Here is a 12,577-nt window from a genome sequence, read left to right as displayed (position 1 = left end):
TGCGCGGCCCCTGCCGCGGGGTTAGGGTGCCGCATGAGCCTCCCCCGCCGCCTGCTCGATGTCATCGACCTCGACATTCTGCCGCTAACCGAGACCGGCGTGGCCGCGGGCAACAAGGTGTTCGGGGCCGCGATCCTGCGCAAATCCGACCTGTCGCTGGTGCTCGCCGGCACCAATGACGAGACCACCAATCCGTTGTGGCACGGCGAGGTGCACACCCTCACACAGTTCTATGAACTCCCCGGGCGCCCGCCGACCTCGGATCTGCTGTTCCTCTCCACCCATGAGCCCTGCACCATGTGCATGTCCGCGATCACCTGGGCGGGATTCGACAACTTCTACTACTTCTTCAGCCACGAGGATTCCCGGGACAGTTTCGCCATCCCGCACGATCTGCGCATCCTGCGTGAGGTGTTCGGACTGGAGCCCGGCGGTTACCGCCGCAGCAACGCCTTCTGGACGGCGTACTCCATCCCTGCACTGGTCGACGCCGAGGACGATGCGGACTTGCGCGCCCGGCAGCAGCGGATCACCGAGCGCTACGCCGCTTTGTCGCAGCGGTATCAGGACACCAAGGGTGACAACGACATTCCGTTGAGTTGAATGCGGCCTGGAGGACGCGACGCCGGCCGAAATTGATGCCGAGGCAGGCCGGCAGGCGGCCTTAGGCTGGATCTATGGCTGGTCACCTCGAGGTCGATACGGATGCTGCCTTCAATACTTCACATTCCATGAGCACGGACGCCGAGGAACTGCGCGAAGGCGTGTCTGAGCTGTCGCGTGACTGGGCGAACGTCTCACGCGGATGGTCTGGCGCCGCCGCGTCCGCATACTCGCCGTTGTTCCAGGAATGGCAAGAGGGTGCTTCGAAGCTTGTCGAATCGCTTGCCGAGTCGGCGAGCCTGCTCGCCGAAGCTGCGGTCCGCTACCAGGAGCAAGACACCGCCTCGTCTGAGTCCGTCGCCGCGACGGCCCGACAGATGGGGCTCTGATGCGCTATCGGGTCGAACTCGACGAACTATTGGCCTTCGTCGACAAACTGGAGTCGTTCGGAAAGCGCGCCGAAGCCATCGCTGCTCGGGTCGACAGCCAGGTAGCCGATCTACACACAAGCTGGTCGGGCGACGCCGCGACCGCTCACCGCGGGCGGCATGACGAGTGGATCGCTGCCGCGACTCAAATGCGGGAGGCGGTGATGGAGCTTCGCCAGGCGGCGCACACTGCGCACCACAACTACGTTGACGCCGCACGACTCAATGTCGAGATGCTCTCGTGACTGTCCAAGACGTAGATCCCGAGACCTTCTACGGCGTCGGTAACCGTCTGTTCGAATTGGCCGGCGACCTATACGACGCCTTTCAGGCGAACGTCACCATCCTCGGTCAAACCGGAGCCATGGCTGGCAGCGATGATTCCGGCACCGCCTGGGCAGCGTCGTATGACGCGCGCGTCGTGGAAGTGCTCGGAGCCGTCAATGACCYGACCCTTGCGTTGGAGAACTACGGCGGCGTCGTCATTCAAGCCGGGTACAACCACGCAGTTGCTGAGCACAACGCGACTCCGGGCGCAGGTGCCCCGCCAGTCAAACCGGCCGAACCAGTCAGCGTCGCGGGCGTGCTGTCTGCGCCACCGTCGGCGGGCGGCCCCGGGAAAGGTCTGATCGACAACGCCATCGGGTTGGCCGACCAGATCGGTGTGCCGGTGCCCGACGGCGACACCGACAAAATCGATAAGGCCGCGCAAGCATGGGACCGGTTGGCGACCGTCTACCAGACAAAGACGGTCGTCGAAGCCCTGGAGGTGAACGCTCAGAGGTTCAGCGACACGACATCGCCCGAAATCGAGTACATCGCGAGGGATCTGCGGGAACTCAAAGATGCCACCAGCTCGGTCCTGGACGGCTGCGCAGAACTTTCGCAGTCCTGCAAGGACTACAAATCCGCGTTGGACGAATTGCGCAGCAATATTGAGGGCATCCTCGAAGACTTGGCTGAAGAGCTGGCCACGACCGTCCTGATCGGGATCGCTGCCTCGCTGGTCTCCGCCGGCTTCGGTGCCGTGGCCGCCACGGCAAAAGCCGCCCACACGATCACCAAATTCGCGACGACCATCGGGCTGGCGGTTGCATCCTGGAAAATCGCGAAGAACATCGCAGGAGGCGTGAAGAAGGTCGCGGATATCGCGAAGATCCGTAAGCAGTTGGAGCGCATCAAGAATCTGGGGCGAAAAAGGAAAGACGAAGAGCCCAAACCACCCCCCGCCGCCAAGCCTGACAGTTCGTTCGATTTCAATACCCGCCCAGAGCGGCTCGATCACACTTTTGCACCGAAGCACAAACTGGACGGCGTGGTGGAGAGAACCGGCGGACGCGAGGAAGCCGTCCGGGAAATGCTGGATGCGCTACAGGGCAAAGTGCCCCAGTCGGGACAGTTCGAAGAGATCATTACTGTTTCAGGAGAACAGGTCACCGTTCGCGGATTCGTTGACAACGGCACCATCAAGATAGGTACGGCATTCATTCCATGACTGACACGCAGAACTGGCGCAGCATCTCGCCTGATGTAGCGGCAATAATTTCATCGATCATCGCGGAGTCAGGTCTGCCTGGGACTGACAATTTACTTGCCGGTCTGCCTGAAGCAGTGATGGCGCCTCAAACTGCCTGGATTCTCGACATCAAGACACCAGCGTCACCGGCCGCCAACGAATTTGCCGACGGACCATTCCCGGCGCGCGCGTTCGTGCCCAGCAGCGCCGAGTATCAGGGCGAAGTGATCATCTGGATCTCCCAAGGGCGTGTATCAGGAGTCGAGTACGCATGGATAACCGACACCATGCCTACTCGTTGGCCGCGGCCCGACGAGGTGGAAATTGTTCGTAACTGATAAGCAGTCATGCCGGAGGTGAAGTTCCCCGCGATGAGGCAGCAGACCACGACTGCTCTAGCCGCATTGGCTGACCGTGAATATCAGCAGCGAGTCTGGATAGCACGCGAATACCCTCGTGAAGGTTTCTACGATGCCCTGACATTGAACGTCAACACCCTGTACGACATGGTCCTACCTGATCCGAAAGCGAGGCTTGGCGTCCTACTCCTCAACGAATCTGAGATCGAGCTGTTGACTGATCTGGAACGGCTTCTCGGACGACCTCCGCGACGCGTCCGACCAGCAGTACTTGTCCGATCCGCGGTGGAATGAGGTCGTAGCTGCCGCAGCATCTGCTCTGTCCGCCATGAAGGCGAACGACTTAGTGACCTGAATTCGCTTGCGAAGTAAGCCGTTGCCGCCTACGCCGTGCGCAGGTACTCCGAGCCGCCCACGTAGACGATGCCCGGGTGGTACTGAGAGTTTGCAGCCCCGGCGATGGCGGCCGCGAACTCGTCGGTCGAGGGCAGCGGTGTGCTGCGGCGCGGTTCGAGCGCCGGGCCATGGAGCCGGGTCAGCACGTTCGTGCCGTCGATCATGTCACCGGAGACAACCGTGAAATGGATTCCCCGCCGGGCGAATTCGTAACGCATGCCGTACATCGCGGTTTCGCCCGCACGCATGCTCGCCGCGATCGGGGCGTACCCCATCGGCACCGCCTTGTGCGGGTAGAAGTGCGCCTGGTGGCTGGTGACGAACACGACGCGGGCACCGGCCGGCATCAGCGGCAACGCCAGCGCGACCAGGCGCCGCTGCGCATCGCGGTTGAGCCGCATGGCGTAACCGGGCTCGGCGTCACGCTCCAGGCCACCGGACGCGTTGAGCACCAAGGTGTCCAGCCGGCCGAAGCGCTGCCGGATGCCGGCGATCATCGCCTCGGCGGCCAACTGGTCGGAGATGTCGGCGGCCACCGCGGAGGCGTGTCCCCCGGCCTCCCGGATGGCGTCGGCCACCGCATGTGCCCGGCCCGCCTTCTCCCGGTAGTTGACGATCACATGGGTGCCCGGATGGGCGAGCTGGTGTGCGACCTCCGCGCCGATTCCGCGCGATGCGCTGGTCACCAGGGCGATCTGTGGTTCGTGCATGTTGGGTCCTTTCACCAGGCCGTCACGTCACGTACTCGGCTCACGGTACACCCAATTTAAGAAAAATAAGAGATCTTTAAGGTCACGGTGAGGCGGCGGTCGCGTCGCTGCGGTGTATCCGGTTTCCACCTGCGCGTTTCGAGCGGTACATCGCCAGATCGGCCGCCCGGATGAGCTGGTCGAGGAATTCCGGTGGATCCGCCGTGGCGCCGGGGCCGATCACCGTGCCGCAGGTGCCCAGGCTGGCGGTGATGTGCACGGGCAGCGCGGCAATCCCGAGCCGGATCCGTTCGACGGTCTCGGCGTGGCGCTCGGCACTCGCCGTGTCGGCGATGATGAACTCCTCGCCGCCCAGGCGCCCCACGACCGCCTCCGCACCGCAGTTCTGGATCAGCACCGCACCGATGCCGACCAGCGCTTCATCACCGGCCGCGTGTCCCCTGGTGTCGTTGAGCCGCTTGAAGTCATCGATGTCGATCATCGTCACGTTCAGCTCGGTGTGTTCGCCGCGGCGCGCCAGGAGCATCTCGTGCACGGAGTTGTAGAAGGACCGGCGGTTGGGCAGCCCGGTCAGCGGGTCGAAGTCCGATGACCGCAACTCCGTGTGCAACGAATGCACGAGCGCATGGATGCCGAACGGCACCCCGAGATTGAGTCCCAGCACCAGCAGCAGCGACGCCACCACGACCGCGGGGTCACCTGTGTCGGCGAACAACCGGGTGGCCGCGACCACCGCGCAGACCACCGCCACGGCGAAGTTGGCGAACACGTGCACCAGCGCATGGAAGTAGGCGAGCAGGCCGCCGATGGCCGCGAACATCGCGCAGCCCATCAGGGCGCCGTAGGAGGTCGACAGCGTCAAGGTGCCCGCGGCGATCGACAGGCAGCACACCGCGTGATAGATCAGCGACTGTCTGCGGGTGGGCCAGCCGACCAACCAGATGGAGCTCACCGCCAGGCCACACACCGATGCCACGATTGCCGCGGCACGTGTCGGCGCCGTGTCGGGCCCGTAGGGACTGGTCAGCATCACCACCGGCACCGCGGCGAATAGCAGGGTGAACACGAAGGTGGCCAGCCGCCACGGCAGGTCCAGACCGCGGTCCTGCAGGTAGACGCTGAACCAATGGAATTGGTCGGCCTGTTGCCACCATCGGCCGCCCCGCCCCGCCATCTGGAACAGTCTGCCCGTTATTTACGTATCCGTCACCCCGTACCAGGCTCCCCGCGGTGGACGAAGTCGGCCACCACGCCGGCGAGTTCGCGGCCCTTGTCCTCCTGCAGGAAGTGGCCGCCGCCGTCGATCGTGACATGGGCCTGCCCGGCGGCGCCGGGGATGAGTTTTCGCAGCGGCGCATCAGCGCCGCGGGTGATCGGGTCCGCGTCGGAGAATGCACACAGGAACGGCCGGTCGAACCGCCGCAGCCCCTCCCAGGCAGCCCGGTTGGGACCGGCGGCCGGGTCGTCGGGGCTGGTCGGCACCAGCGTCGGGAACTGACGCGCGCCGGCCTTGAAGGTGTCGTCCGGGAACGGCGCGTCGTAGGCCGCGATCACCTCGGCCGACAGCTCGGATACGCAGCCGCCGTTGACGATGGCGCCGACCGGGAACTCCGGCGTCTCCTGGCTGAAGCGCTGCCAGGCCAGGAACGCCTCACCGGGATGCTGGTCGCCCGTCGGCAGGGTGGTGTTGGCGGCCACCACCCCGGCGAAGCGCTCCGGGTGCTCGCCGACCAGGCGTAACCCGATGAGCCCGCCCCAGTCCTGGCAGACCAGGGTGATGTCGGTGAGCCCGATCGCCTCGATGGCCGCCCAGGTCCAGTCGACATGCGACTGATAGGTGTAGTCCTCCCGTGCCGCGGGTTTGTCGCTGCGCCCGAATCCGATGAGATCGATCGCCACCGCGCGCAGTCCGGCATCGACGAGCACCGGGATCATCCAGCGGTACAGATAGCTCCAGGACGGCTCGCCGTGCAGCAACAGCACCACCGGCGCATCGGCGGGACCCTCGTCGAGGTGATGCACCCGCAGCCCGTCCACCTCCACGTAGTGCGGCGCGAACGGAAAGTCCGGCAGATCGGCGAAGCGGTCGTCGGGGGTGCGCAGAACGTCCATGGCTCAGCTAACCAAGGCCGCCCGCAGTTCGGTCACCAAATCGCCGCGATCACCGACCACCACGTCCTGCAGGCCCAGCCACCCGGCCATCGATCGCAGTTCGGCGGCCATCCCCGCGGCCACCCGGGACCGATCCCGACCGTCCTCGGTGAACGCGCCCACCACGTGGAGCTCCCCGTCGGCGCGCTTGAGGTCGACGCGACCCACGAGTTCGCCATCGAGCAGGAAAGGCCACACGTAGTAACCGAATTGGCGTTTGTGGGCCGGCGTGTAGATCTCTATCCGATAGTGGAACCCGTCGAACAGGCGCTCCATCCGGGGCCGGAAGAAGACCAGCGGATCGAACGGGCACAGCAGCGCCGTGCCCCGGTCGCGGCGGGGCACCTTCTGCCCGGCACGCAGGTAGGCCAGGGCATTCCAGCCCGCCACCTCGACCGGCTCCAACTCGCCCTCGGCCACCAGTGCGGCGACCGCGGGCTTGCTCTGTTTGGGGTTGAGCCGGAAATAGTCACGCAGATCCGGTTCGGTGCCCACCCCCAGCGCGCCGGCGGCCCGCAGGATCAGCTCGCGCACCGCCTCCTCGTCGGAGACCGTGCGGGCCAGCACCTCCGGGGGCAGGACGCGTTCTGTGAGGTCGTAGTGCCGGGCGAACCCGACGCGCGTCGCGGTGGTGAGCACGCCTGCGGACCACAGCGCTTCGGCCACCCACTTGGTGTCGCTGCGGTCCCACCACGGACCTTTGCGGCCCCGGGGTTCGGCCTCCAGATGCGCCTCGATCTGCCCCGCGGTGGACGGGCCCAGCTCGGCGATCGCGTTGACGATGTTCTCGGCCAGCCGGGCGTTGCGCTTGACGATCTCGGTGCCCCAGCGGCCGTGTTCGTACTCGGCCATCCGCCACCGCAGCAGCGGCCAGTCGTCGACGGCCATCAGTGCGGCCTCATGCGCCCAGTACTCGACCAGCAGGCGGGGCGCCCTGGCGGTGTGCGTCCACGCCGCCCGGTCCAGCACCTCGCGGTCATAGGGGCCCAGCCGGCTGAACACCGGCGCGTAGTGGGCGCGCACCGCGACCGAGACCGAATCCAGTTGCAGCACCTGAATCCTGGAAATGAGGCGTTTCAGGTGTCCGCGGGTCAACACGCCCGGCTTGGGCTCGTGGAAGCCCTGGGCGGCGACGGCGACCCGCCGGGCCTGCGCGGAGGTCAGAGTAGGCACGCCGCCATCGTTCCCTACGGCACCGACAAACCGGTCGGCGCGGTCAGGTCCGCAGGTAGCTGCTGAACCGGTATCGCAGGCCCGAGTCGCTGGTCAACCAGTCCCCCTCGGTGCCCACCCAGGTTTCGTCGAGCACGGGTGCGGTCGCGTCGTCGTCATCGCGCGGAAGGTCGATGTCGACCTCGGTGATCTCGCAGCGGTCGGCCAGCGGCAGCGCCAGCGCATAGAGTTGCGCGCCGCCGATCACCCAGATGTCCCGCGACGCGGGCAGTTCCGTCACCACGTCCGCCCCGTCGGCGCGGTAATCGGGATCCCGCGAGACCACCACGTTGCGGCGGCCGGGCAGCGGGCGCACCTTGAGCGGCAGCGACTCCCAGGTCAGCCTGCCCATGACCACGGTCTGGCCCGTCGTCAGCTCCTTGAAGCGGGCCTGGTCCTCCGGCAGCCGCCACGGAATGCCGTTGTTCCGCCCGATCACCCCTGAGGTCGACTGCGCCCAGATCAATCTCATACCGCCACCGGGGCCTTGATGCCCGGGTGCGGGTCGTAGTTCACGATGGCGATGTCCTCATAGGTGTAGTCGAAGATCGAATCTCGCGGCGCCAGAACGAGTTCGGGGTAAGGCCGCGGATCGCGGGACAGCTGCAGCTGCACCTGGTCGACGTGGTTGTCGTAGATGTGGCAGTCCCCGCCGGTCCAGACGAACTCGCCGACCTCCAGGCCGGCCTGGGCCGCCATCATATGGGTCAGCAGCGCGTAGCTCGCGATATTGAACGGCACGCCGAGGAACAGGTCCGCGCTGCGCTGGTACAGCTGACAGGACAGCTTGCCGTCGGCGACGTAAAACTGGAAAAACGCGTGGCACGGGGGCAGCGCCATCTGCGGGATCTCGCCGACGTTCCAGGCCGAGACGATGTTGCGGCGGCTGTCGGGGTCGCGCTTCAGCAGTTCGAGCGAGGCGCTGATCTGATCGATGTGCTCGCCAGACGGTGTCGGCCAGGATCGCCACTGTACTCCGTACACCGGACCCAGATCGCCTGTGTCGGAGGCCCATTCGTCCCAAATCGTGACCCCGCGCTCCTGCAGCCAGCGCACGTTCGAATCGCCGCGCAGGAACCACAGCAGCTCGTAGACGATCGACTTGGTGTGCACCTTCTTGGTGGTGATCAGCGGAAAACCGGCCGTCAGGTCGTAGCGCAGCTGATGACCGAACAGGCTGCGGGTCCCCGTGCCGGTGCGATCGGATTTCGGGGTCCCCCGGTCCATCACCAGGCGCAGCAGATCCTCATAAGGGGTCGCAATCGGCACACGGTCAGCTTACGTCGGACCGCGCGTTCTCGATCGCAATGTCGCGCTGGGAGCGGCGCCAGGCATATATATCCACGGCGACGCTGTCAGGGTGACATTGCGTGACCGACGTTGAGCGCCGTGGGGTAGAACGGACCTATGCCCACCACCACAGACACCATCACCACCGCCGACGGCGCATGCCGGGTCACCGTCGCGACGCCCGACGGGGACGGGCCCTGGCCCGCAGTGGTGATGTACCCCGACGCCGGCGGTGTCCGGGACACCTTCGACGAGATGGCCGCCCAGCTGGCCGGGTACGGCTACGTCGTGCTGGTTCCCGACGTCTACTACCGCGACGCCGGGTGGGCGCCGTTCGACATGGGTTCGGTGTTCGGCGATGACGAGGAACGCAAGCGGCTGTTCGGGATGATCGCCAAGGTCACCCCGGACATCATGGCCGCCGACGCGACCGAATTCTTCGACTATCTGCAGTCCCGTCCCGACGTCTCCGGCGACACGTTCGGCACCACTGGGTACTGCATGGGCGGACRGACCTCCCTGGTGGTCGCCGGGCGGGTCCCCGACCGGGTGGCGGCCGCGATGTCGTTTCACGGCGGCGGCCTGGCCGCCGACGATCCGGGCAGCCCGCACCTGCTCGCCGACAAGATCAAGGCCAGGGTCTACGTGGGCGGCGCCCGCGACGATACTTCGTTCACCGTCGAGCACTCGCTGATCCTGGAGGCGGCGCTCACCGAGGCCGGAGTCGATCACACCATCGAGTTCTATTCCGCCGCACATGGTTTCGCGGTGCCGGACAACCTGCCTTATGACGAGGCGGCGGCCCGGCAGCACTGGGAGGCGATGAGCCAGGTGTTCGGCAGCACGCTGAGCTGACTACGCGTCGTCGCGGTGCAGGAAGGTGCGAATCGCGCGCGCGATCCCGCGGCCCGCGTAGATGCCGGTGGCTGCCGACAACAGAATCATCGCGATGAACATCACCAGCCAGTTCGTCCGGGCGTGACTGACGTTCCACCAGACGATGGTGAACAGCACCGCGCACAGGAACAGCACGATGTCGCGCCAGTTCCCGCGGTAGGACAGCGCCGCATCGCGCAGTTCGCGGCTGCGTTCACCGGCGGTGATCAGCTCGTCGATGCGCTGATCGATGCTCGCCTGCAACCGGGCGCGGCGTTCTGGCTGGTCCGCCGGGAGGCGTTCGAGCAGATCCATGTCCTTGGCGATCAACCCCCGCACGTCCGGCGGTTTCAGGTTGCCCGCGATCACACCCAGCATCGCGCCGCCGGCGATCGGCGCCGCCCCCAGCGCGAGTTCGGCGATTCCCGGCATGTGTTCCCCCTGTCGTCGTTACGTCAGCGTCGCGGCCAGTGTGCCACCTGGTTGGGTCCCTGAGACCCGCCTCACTGCATCAGCTGCGCGGCAACGGTGGCACCGAGATTCCAGCATGCCTCCAGGTCGGCCTTGGTGGGTTTGCCGGAGACCACTACATGCTCGACTGCCTGCACCCAGCCCAGCCCGGCGGTGATGCCGTCGACCGCCCGCTCGGCGCCTTCGGCGCCCTCGTTGCCGTGCAGGTACAGCCCGAACGGCCGGCCTCGGGTGCTGTCCAGCAACTGGTAGTAGGCCCCGTCGAAAGCGTGTTTGAGTGCGCCGGAGATGTAGCCGAGATTGACCGGAGAGCCCAGCAGGTAACCGTCGGCCCCGAGCATCTCCGCCGGCGATACCGTGAGCGCCGGGCGGCGGATGACCTCCACCCCCTCGATCTCAGGGTCGGTGGCGCCGGCGATGACGGCTTCGAACATCTCCTGGCAGTGCGGCGACGGCGTGTGATGCACCACGAGCAGCCTCACCTGCGGCCCGCGCGTTCCGTCTCGACGGCGGTGCGCATCGTCTCGCGCGCCCGGCTGCGATCACCGGCATAGTCGTAGGCCCGAGCCAGCCGGTACCAGCGCACCCAGTTGTCCCGATCGGCTTCCAGCTCGTCGCGCGTCTTCTCGAACAACGCGTCGGCGGCGTCGCGCTCGATCCGGCCCGACGGCCTGCGCGGCAGATCGCTGACGTCGAGATCCATATCGGCCTCGCGCGCCAGCCGGACCAGACGCTGATGCGCCAGCCCGGCCCGCAGCGTGGCCAGCATCGCCCACAGGCCGATGATCGGCAGCGCCAGCAGCGCCACGCCCAGACCGATCGCGGCCGGCTCGCCAGAGCCGATGAACGCCAGTGCCGTTCGGCCCAGCATCAGGAAGTAGACCAGCAGCGCGACACACATGAACCCGATCAGCAGCTGGATACGCAGTGTGCGCGCGCCGTCGTTCATGACAGGTCGAGCAGCGGCTCAATCCCGATGGTGAGACCGGGCCGTTCGGCCACCTTGCGCACCCCGAGCAGCACTCCGGGCACGAAGGACGTGCGGTCCAGGCTGTCGTGCCGGATGGTCAGCGTCTCCCCTTCGGTGCCGAACAGCACCTCCTGGTGCGCGATGAGCCCGGACAGCCGGATGGAGTGCACCGGGATACCGTCGACGTCCGCGCCGCGTGCACCGTCGAGTCCGGTGCTGGTGGCATCGGGATTGGGCGGCAAGCCTTTTCGCGCCTCCGCGATCAGCTTGGCGGTGCGTGCCGCGGTACCGGACGGGGCGTCGGCCTTGTGCGGGTGGTGCAGCTCGATCACCTCGACGGATTCGAAATGGCGAGCGGCTTGCTTGGCGAAATGCATGGTCAGCACGGCGCCGATGGCGAAGTTGGGGGCGATCAGCACCGCGACGTCGGGCCGCGCCGACAGCCAGATGTGGATCTGGGTGAGGCGCTCGTCGGTGAACCCGGTGGTGCCCACCACCGCATGAATGCCGTTCTCGATCAGGAAGTTCAGGTTGTCCATCACCACATCGGGATGGGTGAAGTCGATGACGACCTCGGTACCGCTGTCGGTCAGCATCGACAACGGATCACCGGCGTCGACCTGCGCCGACAACTCCAGATCGGGGGCGTCCTGAACGGCCTTGACCATGGTGGCGCCGACCTTGCCCTTGGCACCCAACACTGCAACTCGCATGGCTGGCAGCCTACTGCGGCGGGATTCGGCGCATCCGGCTCCCCGCCCCGTACTGCTCGTCTACTGTTCGGGCATCACCCGCTGCGGCAGATCGGAACATCTGGATGACCGCAGGGAAGGTGGCCGACGTCAGACGGGCCCTGCGGCTGGCCGGCATGCGCCCCCTGCCCCGATGGCCCGACCGCAATCCGGTGGACCTGCGCGGCCGACGCATCCTGCTGACCGGCGCGTCCTCGGGTATCGGGGCGGTCGCGGCGCACAAACTCGCCGCACAGGGCGCGCATGTCACCGCGGTCGCGCGCCGGGAGAATCTGCTCGCCGAGGTGGTCGGACAGATCACCGCCCGCGGCGGCACCGCCACCGCAATCCCGGCCGACCTGTCCGACCTGGCACAGGTGGACGAGCTGGTGAAAGCCGTTGGCACGGTAGACATCCTGATCAACAACGCGGCGCGGTCCATCCGCAGGCCGCTGCTCGAATCGCTGGACCGCTGGCACGATATCGAGCGCGTGATGGCACTGAACTACTACGCGCCGCTGCGACTCATCCGGGGCGTGGTCCCGGGGATGATCGACCGCGGCGATGGTCACATCATCAACATCGCGACCTGGCGGGTGCTGCCGGAATCCTCACCGATGTTCGCCGCCTACAACGCATCCAAGGCGGCGCTCAGTGCCGTCAGTCGTGTCATCGACACCGAATGGGGGCACGCAGGCGTGCATTCCACCACGGTGTACTACCCGCTGGTGGCCACCCCGATGATCGCCCCCACCCGCGCCTACGACGGTATCGCCGCACTGAGCGCAGACGAGGCCGCCGACTGGCTGGTGACCGCCGCCCGGACCAGACCGATCCGCATCGCACCCCGCAAGGCCCTCGCAC

General features: G+C 66.5%; 18 protein-coding genes. 8 read left to right on the top strand and 10 right to left on the bottom strand.

Annotated elements, in window-relative coordinates; translation table 11 throughout:
* Positions 1 to 33 precede the first annotated feature (33 nt).
* From AC1DTF_RS11180 to AC1DTF_RS11155, 6 genes are all read left to right on the top strand, one after another.
* Positions 34 to 603, top strand: coding sequence for a tRNA-specific adenosine deaminase (locus AC1DTF_RS11180; RefSeq protein WP_477474113.1), 570 nt, complete (start codon positions 34 to 36; stop codon positions 601 to 603).
* A gap of 74 nt (positions 604 to 677) precedes the next feature.
* Positions 678 to 992 carry a WXG100 family type VII secretion target gene (locus AC1DTF_RS11175; protein ID WP_477474112.1) on the top strand — a complete coding sequence of 105 codons (315 nt, stop codon included), beginning with the start codon at positions 678 to 680 and terminating at the stop codon, positions 990 to 992.
* A complete protein-coding gene (locus AC1DTF_RS11170) occupies positions 992 to 1,276 on the top strand; it encodes a WXG100 family type VII secretion target (protein ID WP_477474111.1) in 285 nt (94 codons plus the stop codon). The genes AC1DTF_RS11175 and AC1DTF_RS11170 overlap by 1 nt, the downstream gene beginning before the upstream one ends.
* Entirely contained in the window at positions 1,273 to 2,526 is a 1,254-nt protein-coding gene (locus AC1DTF_RS11165; RefSeq protein WP_477474110.1) for a WXG100-like domain-containing protein, read from the top strand. The genes AC1DTF_RS11170 and AC1DTF_RS11165 overlap by 4 nt, the downstream gene beginning before the upstream one ends.
* Positions 2,523 to 2,885, top strand: coding sequence for a hypothetical protein (locus AC1DTF_RS11160; protein WP_477474109.1), 363 nt, complete (start codon positions 2,523 to 2,525; stop codon positions 2,883 to 2,885). The genes AC1DTF_RS11165 and AC1DTF_RS11160 overlap by 4 nt, the downstream gene beginning before the upstream one ends.
* Before the next feature lie 9 nt (positions 2,886 to 2,894).
* Entirely contained in the window at positions 2,895 to 3,200 is a 306-nt protein-coding gene (locus AC1DTF_RS11155; protein WP_477474108.1) for an SCO4402 family protein, read from the top strand.
* An 89-nt stretch (positions 3,201 to 3,289) separates the two neighbouring features.
* On the opposite strand, the gene AC1DTF_RS11150 is transcribed toward AC1DTF_RS11155, so the two are convergent.
* From AC1DTF_RS11150 to AC1DTF_RS11125, 6 genes are all read right to left on the bottom strand, one after another.
* A complete protein-coding gene (locus tag AC1DTF_RS11150) occupies positions 3,290 to 4,012 on the bottom strand; it encodes an SDR family oxidoreductase (RefSeq protein WP_477474107.1) in 723 nt (240 codons plus the stop codon).
* Between the two features lie 82 nt (positions 4,013 to 4,094).
* Positions 4,095 to 5,186, bottom strand: a complete 1,092-nt coding sequence (locus AC1DTF_RS11145) for a GGDEF domain-containing protein (RefSeq protein ID WP_477474106.1) — start codon at positions 5,184 to 5,186, stop codon at positions 4,095 to 4,097.
* Positions 5,187 to 5,218: 32 nt separating this feature from the next.
* Positions 5,219 to 6,124 (bottom strand): haloalkane dehalogenase, encoded by a 906-nt coding sequence (locus AC1DTF_RS11140; RefSeq protein ID WP_477474105.1) that lies wholly within the window; start codon positions 6,122 to 6,124, stop codon positions 5,219 to 5,221.
* A gap of 3 nt (positions 6,125 to 6,127) precedes the next feature.
* Positions 6,128 to 7,336: a winged helix-turn-helix domain-containing protein gene (locus AC1DTF_RS11135; protein ID WP_477474104.1), complete on the bottom strand. Its 1,209-nt coding sequence runs from the start codon at positions 7,334 to 7,336 to the stop codon at positions 6,128 to 6,130.
* Positions 7,337 to 7,379: 43 nt separating this feature from the next.
* A complete protein-coding gene (locus tag AC1DTF_RS11130; protein WP_477474103.1) occupies positions 7,380 to 7,847 on the bottom strand; it encodes a dihydrofolate reductase in 468 nt (155 codons plus the stop codon).
* Positions 7,844 to 8,644, bottom strand: a complete 801-nt coding sequence (locus tag AC1DTF_RS11125; RefSeq protein ID WP_057168728.1) for a thymidylate synthase — start codon at positions 8,642 to 8,644, stop codon at positions 7,844 to 7,846. Before AC1DTF_RS11125 ends, AC1DTF_RS11130 begins: the two co-directional genes overlap by 4 nt.
* Before the next feature lie 138 nt (positions 8,645 to 8,782).
* Here AC1DTF_RS11125 and AC1DTF_RS11120 point away from each other — a divergent pair, with 138 nt between their 5' ends.
* Positions 8,783 to 9,520 carry a dienelactone hydrolase family protein gene (locus AC1DTF_RS11120; RefSeq protein ID WP_477474102.1) on the top strand — a complete coding sequence of 246 codons (738 nt, stop codon included), beginning with the start codon at positions 8,783 to 8,785 and terminating at the stop codon, positions 9,518 to 9,520.
* Here AC1DTF_RS11120 and AC1DTF_RS11115 read toward each other — a convergent pair whose 3' ends face one another.
* From AC1DTF_RS11115 to dapB, 4 genes are all read right to left on the bottom strand, one after another.
* Positions 9,521 to 9,973, bottom strand: coding sequence for a hypothetical protein (locus tag AC1DTF_RS11115; RefSeq protein WP_057168726.1), 453 nt, complete (start codon positions 9,971 to 9,973; stop codon positions 9,521 to 9,523).
* 71 nt (positions 9,974 to 10,044) lie between these two features.
* On the bottom strand, positions 10,045 to 10,446 hold the full coding sequence (locus tag AC1DTF_RS11110; protein WP_477474153.1) for a flavodoxin family protein: 402 nt from the start codon (positions 10,444 to 10,446) through the stop codon (positions 10,045 to 10,047).
* Between the two features lie 44 nt (positions 10,447 to 10,490).
* Positions 10,491 to 10,961: a hypothetical protein gene (locus AC1DTF_RS11105; RefSeq protein ID WP_477474101.1), complete on the bottom strand. Its 471-nt coding sequence runs from the start codon at positions 10,959 to 10,961 to the stop codon at positions 10,491 to 10,493.
* Positions 10,958 to 11,695, bottom strand: a complete 738-nt coding sequence (gene dapB / locus AC1DTF_RS11100; protein WP_057168724.1) for a 4-hydroxy-tetrahydrodipicolinate reductase — start codon at positions 11,693 to 11,695, stop codon at positions 10,958 to 10,960. The genes AC1DTF_RS11105 and dapB overlap by 4 nt, the downstream gene beginning before the upstream one ends.
* 104 nt (positions 11,696 to 11,799) lie before the next feature.
* Between dapB and AC1DTF_RS11095 the strand changes: the two genes are divergently transcribed.
* A partial coding sequence (locus AC1DTF_RS11095; protein ID WP_477474100.1) for an SDR family oxidoreductase occupies positions 11,800 to 12,577 on the top strand: 778 nt, incomplete at its 3' end.

The sequence above is a fragment of the Mycobacterium sp. P4_H6 genome, from assembly GCF_056400845.1.
Note: the sequence above shows the minus strand (reverse complement) of the source record. Positions and strands in the feature narration are given on the sequence as shown.

What these genes read in the sequence shown, in the direction of transcription:
- AC1DTF_RS11115 (WP_057168726.1), bottom strand. Translation starts at nt 9,973, where the DNA reads ATGCCGGGAATCGCCGAACTCGCGCTGGGGGCGGCGCCGATCGCCGGC.
- AC1DTF_RS11160 (WP_477474109.1), top strand. Translation starts at nt 2,523, where the DNA reads ATGACTGACACGCAGAACTGGCGCAGCATCTCGCCTGATGTAGCGGCA.
- AC1DTF_RS11140 (WP_477474105.1), bottom strand. Translation starts at nt 6,124, where the DNA reads ATGGACGTTCTGCGCACCCCCGACGACCGCTTCGCCGATCTGCCGGAC.
- AC1DTF_RS11145 (WP_477474106.1), bottom strand. Translation starts at nt 5,186, where the DNA reads ATGGCGGGGCGGGGCGGCCGATGGTGGCAACAGGCCGACCAATTCCAT.
- AC1DTF_RS11110 (WP_477474153.1), bottom strand. Translation starts at nt 10,446, where the DNA reads ATGTTCGAAGCCGTCATCGCCGGCGCCACCGACCCTGAGATCGAGGGG.
- AC1DTF_RS11155 (WP_477474108.1), top strand. Translation starts at nt 2,895, where the DNA reads ATGCCGGAGGTGAAGTTCCCCGCGATGAGGCAGCAGACCACGACTGCT.
- AC1DTF_RS11170 (WP_477474111.1), top strand. Translation starts at nt 992, where the DNA reads ATGCGCTATCGGGTCGAACTCGACGAACTATTGGCCTTCGTCGACAAA.
- AC1DTF_RS11175 (WP_477474112.1), top strand. Translation starts at nt 678, where the DNA reads ATGGCTGGTCACCTCGAGGTCGATACGGATGCTGCCTTCAATACTTCA.
- AC1DTF_RS11180 (WP_477474113.1), top strand. Translation starts at nt 34, where the DNA reads ATGAGCCTCCCCCGCCGCCTGCTCGATGTCATCGACCTCGACATTCTG.
- dapB (WP_057168724.1), bottom strand. Translation starts at nt 11,695, where the DNA reads ATGCGAGTTGCAGTGTTGGGTGCCAAGGGCAAGGTCGGCGCCACCATG.
- AC1DTF_RS11150 (WP_477474107.1), bottom strand. Translation starts at nt 4,012, where the DNA reads ATGCACGAACCACAGATCGCCCTGGTGACCAGCGCATCGCGCGGAATC.
- AC1DTF_RS11105 (WP_477474101.1), bottom strand. Translation starts at nt 10,961, where the DNA reads ATGAACGACGGCGCGCGCACACTGCGTATCCAGCTGCTGATCGGGTTC.
- AC1DTF_RS11130 (WP_477474103.1), bottom strand. Translation starts at nt 7,847, where the DNA reads ATGAGATTGATCTGGGCGCAGTCGACCTCAGGGGTGATCGGGCGGAAC.